Raw genomic sequence first — 14,495 nt, forward strand, 5'->3', positions numbered from 1 at the left:
GGGTCACAGTCTGGCACGTCGTCACAGGCGCGGCAACGTCACGCCCTGTTGCCCCATATATTTCCCCGCCCGGTCGGCATAGCTGACCTCGCACGGCTCATTCCCTTTGAGGAACAGGAACTGGCACGCGCCTTCATTGGCGTAGATTTTGGCGGGCAGGGGGGTGGTGTTGGAAAATTCCAGCGTCACATGCCCCTCCCAGCCCGGCTCCAGCGGGGTGACGTTGACGATGATGCCACAGCGGGCATAGGTCGATTTGCCAAGGCAGATGACCAGCACGTCGCGCGGCACCCGGAAATATTCGACCGTCCGGGCCAGCGCGAAGCTGTTGGGCGGGATGATGCAGCAGTCGGTCTTGCGATCGACAAAGCTGTTGGTGTCGAAATTTTTGGGATCGACGATGGTGCTGTCGATATTGGTGAAGATCTTGAACTCGTCCGCCACCCGCGCGTCATAGCCATAGGAGGACAGACCGTAGCTGATACAATTGTCGCGCCGCTGGCTCTCCACGAACGGCTCGATCATGGCATTGGTCAGCGCCTGTTCGCGAATCCACTTATCCGACAATATCGACATGGGATGTTCAGTTCTTCCTGACAGGAGTGATGCCCAGGTCGGCGGGACCAAAGGCATGGGGCAGCAACGCTGCGACTGTATGTTCGACGATCTGCGCGCCATCGGGCGTGGCGCAATAAATGGCCAGCGGGCGTCCGGCCATCTGTTCGGCTTCGTTCATGACCTGACGGCAGCGACCGCAGGGGGTGACGATCGCCGCGCCCGCGCCGTCCATCGCCCCGCCGACCACGGCGATCGCGGCGACATCTGCGAAACGCCCCTGCGCATTGACGGTCGCCAGCGCGACCGTTTCGGCGCAGAGCGACAGGCCGTAGCTCGCATTCTCGAAATTGCAGCCGGTGACGATGCTGCCATCGGTCAGCCGCACCGCCGCGCCCACGGCAAAGCGGCTATAGGGCGCATGAGCATGGACCATCACCGCGCGCGCTGCCGTCACCAGTTCCGCAATCTCTGCCTCGCGCGTCATGGCGCCACCACATCCCATCTGACCGGACCGTTGATCCCGTCGATATGCCGCATGTCGCTGGCTGTCCACATCACCCAGCGCCGCGTAGCATAATCGGGCGGAAAGAAATTGCCGTCCAGCCACAGCGTCCGGTTGATGCCGGAGCCAATGTCATAGCGTTTGTCGAAATCCTCGCTCACGTTGAGCAGCACCGTCTTGCCCGCATGGCTTTCGACGAGATTGACCAGCGTGTTCAGCTCCGACAGCAACAGGTCGCGGCCCGGTCGTGCGGTGCAGGCCGGGTCGAACGCCAGCCGGATGACCGGGGGCAGGGCGGCATTGTCGCGCGGTACTGTGGTCATGAAGCGGGTCGCCTGATCGCTGGCGAGGCGGCACAGGCTGAATTCCAGCATCGCGCCATAACGCATCCCGGCGGTGCGTACCCCGCGCCAGTTGGCGGCGAAAGCGGGGTCGCGCCAGTCGGCACCCTTGGCCGCGCGGATATAGGCGAAGTCCGCCCCCTGCGCTGCCAGCGTACCCCAGTCGATCGGGCCATTGTCGGAACTCACGCTCAGCCCCTGCACCGGATAGTCGCCGCGGTCCGGCGCCCAGTTGCGGGCATAGACGAACAGCGCCAGCGCCAGCGCCGCGATCAGCGCCAGCGCCAGCCCGACGCGGACCAGCAATCCCCCCAAAGTCAGCCGCCCGATTGTCCCTACCCCTTGATATGCAATACGCAGATCAGCGTGAACAGGCGGCGGGCGGTGTCGAAATCGACCGCGATCTTGCCCTCCAGCCGCTCGCGCAGCATTTCCGCCGCGTCATTGTGGATGCCGCGCCGGGCCATGTCGACCGTCTCGATCTGCGCGGGCGAGGCATTGCTGATCGCCTGATAATAGCTGTCGCAGATGGCAAAATATTCGCGGATCGGCCGGCGGAAGCGGCCCAGGCCCAGGATGACGGCTTCAAGGGCGCTGTCATCCTCGCGGTTGATTTCTATCACCAGCCGCCCGTCCTCGACCCGCAGCACGACCTTGTAGGGGCCGGCATAGCCGTCGGCATGAACGCGCTGTGGCGCGAACATATTATCCTCCAGCAGGTCGAAGATCGCGATGCGCCGTTCCTGTTCGACGTCGGCATTGCGCCACAGGATCGTCCGCTCGTCGAGCTTGATGTCTATGATGCGCGGGTCGGCCATATTGCGATCAGCCTCAGTGCGGCGGCGGCCCGCGAAATGCAAGCGGGAGTTATCCACAGCTACCCATCGTCGTTTCGACCTTGGGCCTTGCACACGAACGGCGGGCGGAGGATTAGTGAGCCATGGTCGAACTGGTGAAAATGAATCCCGCCGCCGAAACCGGCGCGCCTGAACTCCCTCGCAATGTGGAGGCGGAAGCGGCACTGCTCGGTGCGCTGATGATCGACAACCGGCTGGCGGAGGATGTCCAGCTCAAGATCAAGGCGGAGCATTTTTTCGAGCCGATGCATGGCCGCATCTATGACGCGATCATGAAGCTGCTGGATCGCGACATGGTCGCCAATCCGGTGACGCTCAAACCGATGCTGGACCAGGACCCGGCGCTCAAGGAATTGGGCGGGGCGGGCTATCTGGCGCAACTGACCGGCAATGGTGCGGCGCTGATCGGCGCGCGGGACTTCGCGTCGCAGATTTACGATCTCGCTTTGCTGCGACAGCTTGTAAGCGTTGGCCGGGAACTGGTTGAAAACGCGATGGATACAAGCGAGGATGTCAATCCCCGCGAACAGATAGAGGCAGCCGAAGTCGCGCTCTATAAAGTGTCCGAAGGGGAGGGGGAAAGCGGATCGGTCAAGAGCTTCCTCGCCGCCTCCACCGCCGCCGTGCAGGTCGCGGAACGTGCGCTCAATAGCGGCGGCCATGTGTCGGGGATCACCACCGGGATCAACAGCCTGAATGCCAAGATCGGCGGTCTGCACAATTCCGACTTGATGATCCTGGCCGGGCGTCCGGGCATGGGCAAGACCTCGCTCGCCACCAACATCGCCTATAATGCCGCGTCCCGCTGGCTGCGCGACAATGCCGACGGTATTCCGCCGGAAAAGAATATGGGGGCCAAGACCGCCTTCTTCAGCCTTGAAATGTCCGCCGATCAGCTGGCGACCCGCGTGCTGGCCGAGCAATCGGGCATCAGCGGCGAAGCGCTGCGCATGGGCAAGATCAGCCGCGCCGATTTTCAGAACCTGTCCCGCGCCGCGCGCGAGTTGCAGGAACTGCCGCTTTTCATCGACGATACGCCGGGCCTGACCATCGCCGCCCTGCGCACCCGCGCCCGCCGGTTGAAGCGCCGCCATGATGTTGGCTTCATCGTCGTCGATTATCTCCAGCTGTTACAGGGGACGGGACGCGGCAACGAAAATCGCGTCAACGAGATTTCCGAAATTTCCCGTGGTCTCAAGACTTTGGCGAAGGAGCTTCATGTGCCGGTGCTGGCCCTGTCGCAGCTCAGCCGCGCGGTCGAACAGCGGGAGGACAAGAGGCCGCAACTGTCGGATCTGCGCGAATCCGGCTCGATCGAGCAGGACGCGGATATGGTCTGGTTCGTGTTCCGCGAAGATTATTATGAAGCGGCCAAGGAACCCAAGGTCGAGGATGAAGCCGCCTATGCCGTCTGGCGCGAAAATATGGACCGCATCTATGGCCTGGCCGAAGTCATCGTCGCCAAGCAGCGTCATGGCTCTACCGGCCGCATCCGCATGAAATTCGACGCCCGGATTACGCGCTTCTCCGACGTGGCGGACGATAGCTATCAGGATCTGGAATATGAGTAAGAAATTCCTCCCCTGCAAGGTTCGGCAGAGGCACGTGACTCTGCCGAAGGGGACCGTTTGCGTAGCAAATGGTGGAGGGGTGTCGCCCTCTCAATAGGGTGACACCCCTCCGTCAGGGCTTCGCCCTGCCACCTCCCCCATAGGGGGAGGATTGCTAAACGCCCATCTTCGCCCGCGCCGCCACCCGCGCTTCCAGCATCGACAGCGGCATTGCGCCTTCCTCAAGAATGGCGTGGAACTGCTTGATATCGAAGCGATCACCCATCGCAGCCTGCGCTGCCGTGCGCGCCTTGCTCCATACGCCATGGCCGACCTTGTAGCTGGTGGCCTGTCCCGGCTGGGTGCAGTAACGCTCAACCTCCCGCTGGCAACGCGCCTGGGTGAACCCCGTCTTTTCAACCATATAGGCCGTGGCCTTCTCACGGCTCCACTGCTTTGAGTGAATGCCGGTGTCGACCACCAGCCGCGCCGCGCGGAACAGGAAGGACTGGAGGTAGCCCGCCCGGTCGAGCGGCGTCGCATAGCCCTTCAGCTCGTCCGACAATTGCTCGGCATAGAGCGCCCAGCCTTCGCTATAGGCGCTCATGAACGCGGTCTTGCGCAGCATGGGAATGTCGCCCGCCGTCTGCGCGGTCGAAATCTGGAGGTGATGCCCCGGCACGCCTTCATGATAGTTGAGCGCGGGCAGCGTATATTTGGGCCAGTCGCCGATCGCCTTCAAATTGATGAAGAAGATGGCCGGGCGCGACCCGTCCAGCGCCGCGCGATTATAATAGCCGTTCGACGCGCCATCCTGAATCTCGACCGGCACCGCGCGGATTTCCAAAGGCGTGTCGGGGATGGTCGCGAAAGCCTGCGGCAATTTCGCCTGCATCAGCTTGGCTTCGGCATTGAGCGCGGCGATCAGGTCGGCGCGTCCCTCCGCTGTGTCGGGATAGACTTGCGACGGATCGGCATTCAGCGCGGCCAGCCGTTCGCCGATCGTCCCCTTGGTATAGCCCGCCCCTTGCAGGATCGTATCGAGCTGCGCGCTGATGTCGGCAACCTGCTCCACCCCCATCGCGTGAATGTCCGCCGCCGACAGGTCGGTCGTGGTCGCGCTCTTGAGCGCGGCGGCATAAATCTCCTCGCCACGCGGGGTGCGCCATACGCCATCGCCCGCTGCCGTCTTGCCGCGCAGCCCCTCGATCATCGCGATCTGCGTGTCGAGCGCGGGGTAGATGCTCTTCTCAACAATCGCCGCCGCCGGACCCTGCCAGTCGCCTGCTATCCCCTTGGCCGCCGCGCGCTTGACCAGCGACTGGACCAGGCTGCTGCTGGCGGCAGGCTGATCGCGCAGCTTCTTCATCTGCCCTAGCGTCAGATCGAGCGACCAGCCCGGTGCCAGATAGCCGCGCGCCGCCTCGTCCCGCTGCATCGCGCTGTCGGTGCGCAGGTTGCGGGCAAAAGCCTCCAGCCGCGCCAGATAGGCGTCGCCGTCTGCCGCCACATTGATGGTGTGGGCGGTATTCATGAAATCGGGCGTCGAAAAATAGCTGCCGCCCTGCTGGAAGATGCGATAGGGCCGCACCGCGCTGTTCAGGCCGAACGTCGCCGGGGCTACCGTCTGCTGCCCCAGCGCATAGAGGATGACGTCAAGGTTCAGCCGCTGCGGGTCGGACAGGCTGGCCGTCTTGAACCCCTCCAGTTCCTTGATCGCCGCCTGTGTCGTCGCAAGCCGCTTCATCATCGCCGACTTGCTGTTATCGTCCAGCTGGCTCTTGGCCCCGGCCCGTGCGCCCTTGTCCAGCCCAAGGCTGGTGACGAAGCCGGGCGACAGGTCCAGTTGCCGTTCGAAAATGGCGGTGAAGGCGGCCGACAAGCGCGCATCGTCGCTGCCCTGCGCGAAGGCGCGGGGGGCAGCGACGGCGATGGCAACGGCACCGGAGGACAGCAGAAAATCGCGACGGTCCATGGCAGGGATTCCCTTATCTTTGAATAAGGGAGACTCTTAAGCCGCTGATGCGATCCGTCCAGAGGCTTGTAATATTGTTGCGTGCGGTTCGGCCTTCTTGGGCAGGACCATGGCGGCGGGCGTCAGCAGATGCGCCTCCAGCAGGTCCAATATATGGCTATCCTCCTGCGCATCGAATTTGCGCGCGAACAGGTCCGGGCTGAGCGTCAGCCTGAGCGCGTCGCGGGTCACGAATGTCCGGGGGCGCAGCTTTATGTCGCCATCGGGAATCCAGTCGATCGTGCGCAGATCATCATTGACCTGTTTGTCATGGGCAAAGGCGTTCATCATCACCGTCTGGAAAAAGCCTTCGTCGGCAATCAGCGTGCGGCGGTAGAAATTCTTGAATTTCAGCGCAGCGGGATCGCGGCGGACAAAGGCGCAGAAGTCACGGGTGACCGCCTTCCACTGGGTGCCGATACAGGGGGTGATCCCGGCCATGCGGCGGCGCGGGATGCCGGTGCGCACGATGCGGTTGAACGCTTCGATGAAATAATGGCTCAGCCGGTTCATCGTGTCCGGGCGGACCGCCTGTTGCGGCACGGCGCGGATGAACTCGGTCCCGTCATGCGCGGCCAGATAGTCGGCGATATAGGCTTGTGACTTCAGCGGAAAATCCTGCCCGCTTAAGTTGATGAAATAGCGCCAGTCTGTGCCCATCTCCAGCAACTTTTCTATGCCGCGCAGTTCGGCATCAACCAGACTATATCCGCCCCACAGCATCTTGCGCGACGGCAGCATCGCGACATTGGCATAGGGGTTGAGGAAGGCGGCAACATCCGCCTGCATCGCCGCACCCGACCGATGATCGACATGGATCAGATAATGATTGCCCGGCACATAGATGGCGCGGAACATCCGCTTGAACTGTTCGGGGAAGCGGTGGACGAGGATGAGATAGGCGATCATGCGGGGCACACTCCATCAGACGCGCATCGGTCGGGTGACTGATGCGGTGCAGGTGTTTCCAGCCTTTTGGAAAATCATCGAAGCGAGAGGTTCGACCAGCACAAGGGGTTCAGGTCGAAGCGAGGCCGCCCCGGCCACATGCCGAGAACGGCATATGGGGATGATGCACCGCGATTCTTAGGGGTGCGCGTAAATGAGGGGGAGCGTCCCCCCACCCTTTCCAGAGCCGGACGTTATTCACTTCCTCCGTTCGTTTCGAGCGAAGTCGAGAAACTGCGCGCTACTGTTTCTCGACTTCGCTCGAAACGAACGGAGGTTGAGGTTCAATCTGAAACAAGGCCAATGCCGCCGTCAGAACACCGGCATGTTCGCCGGATCTTCGGGGTCTACCACCGGGATCGGCGTGACGGGCGAATGGATGCCGCATTCCACCTTGTCCCAACCCCGCCAGCGGCCTGCGCGCGGGTCCTCGCCCGGCTGCACCTTGGACGTGCAGGGTTCGCAGCCGATCGACAGATAGCCCTGGGCCTCCAGAGGGTGCCGGGGCAGGGCGTGCTGCGCGAAATAGGCTTCCAGATCATCCTTGGTCCAGTCACCCAGCGGATTGATCTTGAGCCGCCCGTCCTCGACCTCGAAGCGGGGCAGATTCTGCCGCGTCACCGACTGGAACGCCTTGCGCCCGGAAATCCAGGCGTCGAGGCCGTCCTTGGCGCGCTTCAACGGCTCGACCTTGCGAATGTCGCAGCAGCCATCGGGATCATAGGACCAGCGCAGGCCGGTCTCGTCCTTCTGCGCGATCACTTCGGCGATCGGCGTCACGGTGCGGCTGTCGGTAAAGCCGAAAGCGTCGATCAGCGTGTCGCGATAGGTCAGGGTTTCGGCGAACATTTTGAGCGTATCGACGAATATCACCGGCACGGTCGGGTCCGCCTGCGCCACCAGATGCAGCAGCACCGCGCTTTCGGTGCCGAAGGAAGAGACGACCGCGACATTGCCGGCCAGCCCTTCGGCAAAGACGGTCTTGAGCATATCCAGCGTGCCCACATCTTCAAACCGCGCGTTGAGCGCGTCCGCGTCACCCTGCGTAAAGGCAGGGCGGGCGTCGATGATGTCGAGCGTGCGGGCAGCTTCAGCCATTTTCTGTCTCCGGGTGCCGCTTGGCCCAAATGGGGGCGCGGCCATCGATCGTCTTTTGATAGACGTCGTCATAACGAGTAAGCGCGCGATCGAGGGCGGCATCGTCCAGCGCCTTGGCGGGATGGAAGCTGTCAAAACCGCAGCGGCGCATGGCCACGATCTGGTCGACCAGCACGTCGCCCACCGCGCGCAATTCGCCGGTATAGCCCGCCTCTCGCACGATCCGCGCCGCCGAATAGCCGCGCCCGTCGCCAAAACCGGGAAAATTCACCTCAATCAGCGAAATGCGATCCAGATAGGGCAGCAATTCGCGCGCATCTTCGCCCGGCTCGATGCGGACGGCGGTGGCGTTGGACTGGCCGGTGAAGGATTCGACCGTGACGGCGGGTTCCTGCGCAGATTCGCCGTCGCGGAAGGAGAGAAATTCAACCATCTTAAAAATTCCGTTCGGGCTGAGCGAAGTCGAAGCCTTTGCCTGAGCGAAGCGAAGGCGCTTCACTCCGTTCAGCGGAACCCTTCGACAGGCTCAGGGCGAACGGCTGTTGTTTGCACTCAACCATAGATCGCCTCCTTAAAGGGCTTCATGCCGATGCGGCGATAGGTGTCCAGGAAGCGTTCGCCGCTCTCCCGCTCGGCGAGGTAGATGTCGGTGACCTTCTCGATCGCATCGACCACGCCATCCTCCGAAAAGCCCGGCCCCGTGATCTGGCCCAGCGAGGCGTCCTCCGCGCCCGATCCGCCCAGCAGCAGCTGGAAATTTTCGACGCCGCGCCGGTCCACGCCCAAAATGCCGATATGCCCGGCATGATGATGGCCGCAGGCATTGATGCAGCCCGAAATTTTGAGCTTCAACTCGCCAATCTCCGCCTGTCGCTCCGCAGCGGCAAAGCGCGCCGCGATCTTCTGTGCGAGCGGGATCGACCGCGCATTGGCGAGCGCGCAATAGTCGAGACCGGGGCAGGCGATGATGTCGGTGATCAGGTCCAGATTGGCCTCCGCCAGACCCGCCGCGACCAGCTTCTGCCAGATGGCGTAGAGGTCCGCCTTCTTCACATGCGGCAGCACCAGATTCTGCGCATGGGTGACGCGCAGTTCGTCGAAGGAATATGTCTCGGCCAGGTCCGCGACCAGACCGATCTGTTCCGCCGACGCATCGCCGGGGATGCCGTCGATCGGTTTCAGGCTGATATTGACGATCGCATAGCCGGGTGCCTTGTGGGCCGCGACCTGCCGGTCCACCCACAGCGCAAAGGCCGGGTTGCTGCGGTCGATCTCGTCGCTCAGGCCGCTTTCATAGGCGGGCGCGGCGAAGAAGGCGCGGATGCGGGCCAGTTCCTCGACCGGCGGATTGAGGCCCAGTTCACGCATATGCGCAAACTCTTCCTCGACCTGCCGCTTATATTCCTCGACGCCGATTTCATGGATCAGGATCTTGATCCGCGCCTTATATTTATTGTCGCGGCGACCATAGCGATTATAGACGCGCAGGCAGGCTTCCAGATAAGAGATGATCTCATCTTCAGCCACGAAGTCCCTGATAAGCGGCGCGACCATCGGCGTCCGGCCCATGCCGCCACCGGCATAGACTTCAGCGCCGACCACACCGTCCCGCTCGACCAGTTTCAGGCCAATGTCATGCAGCCGCATCGCCGCGCGATCATCGTCGGACGCGATCACCGCAATCTTGAACTTGCGCGGCAGATAGGTGAATTCCGGGTGGAAGCTCGACCATTGGCGCAGCAATTCGGCCCAGGGGCGGGGGTCCGCCACTTCGTCGGCGGAAACGCCTGCATATTGGTCGGAACTGATATTGCGGATGCAATTGCCGCTGGTCTGGATGGCGTGCATCTCCACCGTCGCCAGTTCGGCGAGAATGTCGGGCGCATCGGCCAGCTTGATCCAGTTATATTGCAGGTTCTGGCGCGTGGTGAAGTGGCCATAGCCCTTGTCATATTTGCCCGCAATTTCGCCGAGCTTGCGCATCTGCTTGCCGCTCAGCGTGCCATAGGGGATGGCGACGCGCAGCATATAGGCGTGCAGCTGGAGATAGAGGCCGTTCATCAGCCGCAGCGGCTTGAACTGGTCCTCGGTCAGAGCCCCTGCCAGGCGGCGCTGGGTCTGGTCGCGAAATTCCTCGACGCGGGCGTCGACGATGGCCTGGTCATAGCTGTCATAACGATACATGGTTCAGATCACCCACTTGCCGATGTCGGCTTCGGTTGGTTGTTCGACTAGGTCGGGCCGCACGGTCGGGCCGAAGGCGCGGATGCGGTCCTTGATATGGGCCGGGCGCACGCCATCCTCGCCAAGGGTCGCGTCGATCACATAGGCACCCACGACCCGCAGCGCGGCTTCTTCGGCGCGCGCGAGATCATCGCCATGCGCGCCGACATCGGCCGCATCGCCCACCTGGCGCGACCAGCCATCGCCCGCCCACCAGATGACGTCGCCCGATGCCAGATCATTACCCGTCAATATCTTCACGAACGCATCTCCGCCCCATATTCCTGTCTTTGCGCCCATCCCGCCAGCACTTCCTGTGCCAGCGCGTAGCGCGCTACCTCTCCCACGACGATCAATGCCGGGCTGACCACCGCCTCACGCGCCACCATGTCGCCAAGGTCCGCGAGCAGGGTGCGCAGCGAGCGCATGTCCGCCCGCGTGCCATTTTCCAGCACCGCGACCGGCAAGGCAGGCGATACGCCGTCGGCAATCAGCTTGTCGGCAATCTGCGCAGCCGTCGCCACGCCCATATAGATGACGAGCGTGCGATCCTTGCCCGCCAGCCCCGACCAGTCCTGTTCGGTCAATCCCTTGCACTGGCCCGCCACGAACGTCACCGCGCTCGATGCGTCGCGATGGGTCAGCGGCAGTTGTGCCTGCGCCGCTGCGCCGATGGCGGCGCTGACGCCCGGCACGATTTCCACCGGCACGCCCGCCGCGCGGCACGCTTCCATTTCCTCGCCGCCGCGCCCGAAAATGAACGGATCGCCGCCCTTGAGCCGGACGACCGACTCGCCCGCCAGCGCAAAGCGCACCAGCAGCGCGTTGATCGCTTCCTGTGGCATCGAATGGCGGCTGCGCTGCTTGGCGACGCTGATCAACTCCGCTTGCGGCGATGCCAGCGCCAGAATATCGTCCGACACCAGCCCGTCATGCACGATCAGCCGCGCGTCACGGATCAGCCGCACGGCCTTGATCGTCAGCAATTCCGGGTCGCCCGGTCCCGCGCCGACCAGATGGACGGTGGCGGGTACAACAGGATCAGATACAGGGTCAGCCATGCTTGCCATGTGGACAAGGTGCAGGCGAAGTTCAATTCAGAATGGGTATGCCGGGGATTAGGAAATCTTGTCCGGTGCGGGGCTTCAATCGCCCATCGCGCTCACATCGATGTCTTTCAACCCCACGCCAATCGACGCGCGCGGTTGCTCGATTTCTGCCGACACCACCGGATAGGCGCAATAATCGGCGGCATAATAGGCGCTTGGCCGGTGATTGCCCGAAATGCCGACGCCACCGAACGGCGCGGAGGAAGATGCGCCGTTGGTCGGGCGATTCCAGTTGATGACGCCCGCGCGGACATTGGCCCAGAACTGGTTATACTGATCGGGCGTCCCGCCAATCAGCGAGGCGGACAGGCCGTAGCGCGTATTGTTGGCCTCCGCGATCGCATCGCCAAATTCAGCCACGCGGATGACCTGGAGCAGCGGCCCGAACAGTTCGACATCGGGCCGTTCCGTCATGGCGGTGACGTCGATAATCGCGGGGCTGACGAAGGGCAGGCCCTTTTTGGGGCGCACCATATGTTTGATCGGCTTGCCGCCATTGCTCATCAGCCACAGGAAACTTTCGGTCAGCCCGTCGGCGGTCGGATTGTCGATCACCGGACCCATATAGGGCGTGGGGTCAGCATGGGGATGATCGACGATCAGCCGATCTGCCAGTTTCTTGACCTCCGCGATGAAGGTGTCGGCGATGCTCTCCTTGACGATCAGGCGGCTGGCGGCAGTGCAGCGCTGCCCGCTCGACAGGAAGGCGGACTGCACCACCAGCACGGCGGCGGCGTTGATTTCGGGCGTGTCCCACACGACGATCGGGTTGTTGCCGCCCATTTCCAGCGCCAATATCTTCGATGGCTGCGCGGCGAATTGCCGGTTGATCGCAATGCCGGTCTGCGCGGACCCCGTAAACAAGATGCCGCCGACATCGGGATGCGCCGCCAGCGCCTTGCCCGCGTCCGGCCCGCCCAGCAGCAGCCGCATCGCCTCGATCGGCACGCCGGCCTCATGATAGAGCTTCACCAGCATCTCGCCCACGGCAGGTGTCTTTTCCGACGGCTTGAACACTACCGCATTGCCCGCCAGCAGGGCCGGGACGATATGGCCATTGGGCAGATGGGCAGGGAAATTATACGGACCCAGCACCGCCATCACGCCATGGGGCTTGTGCCGCACCGATTGCCGCGCGCCCAGCGCCGCCTCCAGCCGTTTCTGCCCGGTGCGTTCGGAATAGGCGGCGACCGAAATGTCGACCTTGGCCATCACGCCCGCCACTTCGGCATGGGCGTCCCACAGCGGCTTGCCAGTTTCGCGCGCGATGAGGTCCGCCAGCGCATCCTCGTTCCGCCGCACGACATTGACGAAGCGCCGCAGCGTTTCGATCCGGTAGGCGATCGGTTGTGCCGCCCATCGCGGCCACGCCGCCCGCGCCCGCGCCACCTCCGCCTCCACATCCCCCGCCTCGCCCTGCCAGAGCAGGACGCCGGTGGCGGGTTCATGGGATGTCAGGGTTGCGACCATGGCGCTGATATGACGGAAAAAGGTTAAGGAAGGAAGGGGGCGGGGGCGGGAAGCAAAAATCGGGAATTTTCTCTAGCCGTCATTCCCGCGAAAGCGGGAACCCATGTCTCGTCACACAATTGGACCGCGGGATGCACGATGGGTCCCCGCTTTCGTGGGGTTGACGGAATGCGGGACGGCGGAAGGGCCGGTTACGGGACATCATGCATTGAAACCGGACGAAATCCTTTCAGCTTGATATCCAAATAGCGATGATGATGAGGCAAGGGATGACGATCACAAGCGCAAATCCGACCCGTGGAGGGAGCATAGAACCTATAAATCCGGCGATGAAATCAAGCATTGTCGCATGATGGCTTCACTACGCAGTGCCCGCAATTGGCAATATCAAAAGCACCGCGAAATGTCGCAAAATGATCGTCCATCGCCAACCCAACGTCACGTTACCCCATGCGCCGCCCCCATCCGCCTTACCGCCGCGACCTTCGCGTGCAGCGGCCCCCAATCATCGCCCTCCGCAATCGCGGCCCAGATCGCCTCAACCTCGTCAATATGCATCGAACAGGGCGCGTCGTAAGCCCAATAGTCATGATCCCGCGCGCCCGGTACAGCCTCAAACCCCGCCACAGCCTCGCGAAACGCGCCCCACGCCGCATCGCTATAATCCGCGCCTTCGCGCTGCACACCGCCACGCCAGTCATGGAAAAACCGATCAATCCCGGTCCCGGTCGTCACCATCCCCCGCACCGCCGCCTCGACCATCGCGTTCTTGGCTTCACCCGGCACCACCCCCAGCCGCCAGCAAAAGCGCTTCGCCATCGCCTCGCCATAAAGCGCCGGAAACCGCTCCAGTTGCGCGATCAGCAGCTCCGCCTCGACCAGCGCGCGCAGCGACACGGCCAGTTGCGCGACGTCCCAATGGATCGCCTCGGCCTGCCGCCCGAACGCATAGAGTCCCTGATGATCGAAATAGGCGGCGGTAAAACCCGCGTCCCATAGGGGCGTGAAGCGCCATGGCCCATAGTCGAAACTCTCGCCGGTCACATTGATATTGTCGCTGTTCAGCACGCCATGGACGAACCCGGCGACCATATAGCTGGCCGCAAGATCGGCGGTCCGCTCGACCACCCGGCCCAACAGTTGCGCGGGTGGATTGTCGCCCGGCACTTCACCATAGAGCCGCGTTAGCGCATAATCGGTCAGTCGTTCCAGCAGCACCTTATCCTCATAAAAGGCCGCCCGCTGGAAGCTACCAATGCGGATATGCGAATGGGACAGGCGCACCATCGCCGCCCCGCGCGTGGGTGACGGCTCGTCATTGCGCTCCAGCGCCTCGCCCGTCTCGATGATCGAGAAGGTGCGGGAGGTTGGCACGCCCAGCGCCTCCAGCATTTCGGTCGCCAATATCTCGCGCACCCCGCCTTTCAGTGTCAGCCGCCCGTCGCCAAAGCGGCTGTAGGGCGTCTGGCCGCTGCCCTTGGTGCCCAGGTCCATCAACCGCCCCGCATCGTCGCGCAGTTGCGCGAACAGGAATCCGCGCCCGTCGCCAATGTCGGGATTATAATGGCGGAACTGGTGGCCATGATATTTGAGCGCCAGCGGCCGGGGCAGTGACCCGTCGAGCGGCGCGAACCGCCCGAAATGCGCGATCCATTGGTCATCGCTCAGCGCGTCCAGTCCCACCGTGGCCGCCGCCCGGTCGTTGCGGAAGCGCAGGATCGTTTGCGGAAAGTCCGCCGCGCTCACCGGATCGGCGATGTCGGGCATCAGCGTATCGATTTCGCTGGCGGGGCTATATTTGGCGGCTTGCGGGATATGGCTCATA

The 14,495-nt window shown here is 63.1% G+C and carries 14 protein-coding genes; 1 reads left to right on the top strand and 13 read right to left on the bottom strand.

Features of this window, described 5'->3' with window-relative positions; genetic code table 11:
- Nucleotides 1–21 precede the first annotated feature (21 nt).
- Genes dcd through ACODSR_RS01280 form a run of 4 tightly spaced genes read right to left on the bottom strand, consistent with a single transcriptional unit; the run spans nt 22 to nt 2,219 of the window.
- Nucleotides 22–576: a dCTP deaminase gene (dcd, locus tag ACODSR_RS01265; RefSeq protein ID WP_217675064.1), complete on the bottom strand. Its 555-nt coding sequence runs from the start codon at nt 574–576 to the stop codon at nt 22–24.
- A gap of 7 nt (nt 577–583) precedes the next feature.
- Nucleotides 584–1,042 carry a cytidine deaminase gene (locus ACODSR_RS01270; RefSeq protein WP_489072963.1) on the bottom strand — a complete coding sequence of 153 codons (459 nt, stop codon included), beginning with the start codon at nt 1,040–1,042 and terminating at the stop codon, nt 584–586.
- Nucleotides 1,039–1,707, bottom strand: coding sequence for a GH25 family lysozyme (locus tag ACODSR_RS01275; protein WP_489073154.1), 669 nt, complete (start codon nt 1,705–1,707; stop codon nt 1,039–1,041). Before ACODSR_RS01275 ends, ACODSR_RS01270 begins: the two co-directional genes overlap by 4 nt.
- Before the next feature lie 29 nt (nt 1,708–1,736).
- The gene (locus tag ACODSR_RS01280; RefSeq protein WP_217675067.1) at nt 1,737–2,219 is read right to left on the bottom strand and encodes a UPF0262 family protein; all 483 of its coding nucleotides are present in this window, start codon (nt 2,217–2,219) and stop codon (nt 1,737–1,739) included.
- A 122-nt stretch (nt 2,220–2,341) separates the two neighbouring features.
- On the opposite strand from ACODSR_RS01280, the gene ACODSR_RS01285 reads away from it, so the two are divergent.
- Nucleotides 2,342–3,829, top strand: coding sequence for a replicative DNA helicase (locus tag ACODSR_RS01285; protein ID WP_489072965.1), 1,488 nt, complete (start codon nt 2,342–2,344; stop codon nt 3,827–3,829).
- Nucleotides 3,830–3,983: 154 nt separating this feature from the next.
- Here ACODSR_RS01285 and ACODSR_RS01290 read toward each other — a convergent pair whose 3' ends face one another.
- The 9 genes from ACODSR_RS01290 to ACODSR_RS01330 all read right to left on the bottom strand — a co-directional run bounded on the left by ACODSR_RS01290 (nt 3,984) and on the right by ACODSR_RS01330 (nt 14,494).
- A complete protein-coding gene (locus ACODSR_RS01290) occupies nt 3,984–5,783 on the bottom strand; it encodes a DUF885 domain-containing protein (protein WP_489072967.1) in 1,800 nt (599 codons plus the stop codon).
- Nucleotides 5,784–5,819: 36 nt separating this feature from the next.
- Complete coding sequence (locus tag ACODSR_RS01295) at nt 5,820–6,731, bottom strand: beta-1,6-N-acetylglucosaminyltransferase (RefSeq protein ID WP_489072969.1); 912 nt, start codon at nt 6,729–6,731, stop codon at nt 5,820–5,822.
- Between the two features lie 351 nt (nt 6,732–7,082).
- On the bottom strand, nt 7,083–7,868 hold the full coding sequence (locus ACODSR_RS01300) for a phosphoadenylyl-sulfate reductase (protein ID WP_489072971.1): 786 nt from the start codon (nt 7,866–7,868) through the stop codon (nt 7,083–7,085).
- Complete coding sequence (locus tag ACODSR_RS01305; RefSeq protein ID WP_489072973.1) at nt 7,861–8,301, bottom strand: DUF934 domain-containing protein; 441 nt, start codon at nt 8,299–8,301, stop codon at nt 7,861–7,863. The genes ACODSR_RS01300 and ACODSR_RS01305 overlap by 8 nt, the downstream gene beginning before the upstream one ends.
- 119 nt (nt 8,302–8,420) lie before the next feature.
- A complete protein-coding gene (locus ACODSR_RS01310) occupies nt 8,421–10,052 on the bottom strand; it encodes a nitrite/sulfite reductase (RefSeq protein WP_489072975.1) in 1,632 nt (543 codons plus the stop codon).
- Nucleotides 10,053–10,055: 3 nt separating this feature from the next.
- On the bottom strand, nt 10,056–10,352 hold the full coding sequence (locus tag ACODSR_RS01315; protein ID WP_294131405.1) for a DUF2849 domain-containing protein: 297 nt from the start codon (nt 10,350–10,352) through the stop codon (nt 10,056–10,058).
- Nucleotides 10,349–11,161: a uroporphyrinogen-III C-methyltransferase gene (gene cobA, locus ACODSR_RS01320; protein WP_489072977.1), complete on the bottom strand. Its 813-nt coding sequence runs from the start codon at nt 11,159–11,161 to the stop codon at nt 10,349–10,351. Before cobA ends, ACODSR_RS01315 begins: the two co-directional genes overlap by 4 nt.
- Before the next feature lie 75 nt (nt 11,162–11,236).
- Nucleotides 11,237–12,670: a succinylglutamate-semialdehyde dehydrogenase gene (gene astD, locus ACODSR_RS01325; RefSeq protein WP_489072979.1), complete on the bottom strand. Its 1,434-nt coding sequence runs from the start codon at nt 12,668–12,670 to the stop codon at nt 11,237–11,239.
- 438 nt (nt 12,671–13,108) lie between these two features.
- Entirely contained in the window at nt 13,109–14,494 is a 1,386-nt protein-coding gene (locus ACODSR_RS01330; RefSeq protein WP_489072981.1) for a protein adenylyltransferase SelO family protein, read from the bottom strand.
- Nucleotide 14,495: the final 1 nt, after the last annotated feature.

This window comes from Sphingobium sp. FG125 (assembly GCF_057809795.1).

What these genes read in the sequence shown, in the direction of transcription:
- ACODSR_RS01290 (WP_489072967.1), bottom strand. Translation starts at nt 5,783, where the DNA reads ATGGACCGTCGCGATTTTCTGCTGTCCTCCGGTGCCGTTGCCATCGCC.
- ACODSR_RS01310 (WP_489072975.1), bottom strand. Translation starts at nt 10,052, where the DNA reads ATGTATCGTTATGACAGCTATGACCAGGCCATCGTCGACGCCCGCGTC.
- ACODSR_RS01270 (WP_489072963.1), bottom strand. Translation starts at nt 1,042, where the DNA reads ATGACGCGCGAGGCAGAGATTGCGGAACTGGTGACGGCAGCGCGCGCG.
- astD (WP_489072979.1), bottom strand. Translation starts at nt 12,670, where the DNA reads ATGGTCGCAACCCTGACATCCCATGAACCCGCCACCGGCGTCCTGCTC.
- ACODSR_RS01330 (WP_489072981.1), bottom strand. Translation starts at nt 14,494, where the DNA reads ATGAGCCATATCCCGCAAGCCGCCAAATATAGCCCCGCCAGCGAAATC.
- ACODSR_RS01300 (WP_489072971.1), bottom strand. Translation starts at nt 7,868, where the DNA reads ATGGCTGAAGCTGCCCGCACGCTCGACATCATCGACGCCCGCCCTGCC.
- ACODSR_RS01280 (WP_217675067.1), bottom strand. Translation starts at nt 2,219, where the DNA reads ATGGCCGACCCGCGCATCATAGACATCAAGCTCGACGAGCGGACGATC.
- ACODSR_RS01305 (WP_489072973.1), bottom strand. Translation starts at nt 8,301, where the DNA reads ATGGTTGAATTTCTCTCCTTCCGCGACGGCGAATCTGCGCAGGAACCC.
- cobA (WP_489072977.1), bottom strand. Translation starts at nt 11,161, where the DNA reads ATGGCAAGCATGGCTGACCCTGTATCTGATCCTGTTGTACCCGCCACC.
- ACODSR_RS01295 (WP_489072969.1), bottom strand. Translation starts at nt 6,731, where the DNA reads ATGATCGCCTATCTCATCCTCGTCCACCGCTTCCCCGAACAGTTCAAG.
- ACODSR_RS01285 (WP_489072965.1), top strand. Translation starts at nt 2,342, where the DNA reads ATGGTCGAACTGGTGAAAATGAATCCCGCCGCCGAAACCGGCGCGCCT.
- dcd (WP_217675064.1), bottom strand. Translation starts at nt 576, where the DNA reads ATGTCGATATTGTCGGATAAGTGGATTCGCGAACAGGCGCTGACCAAT.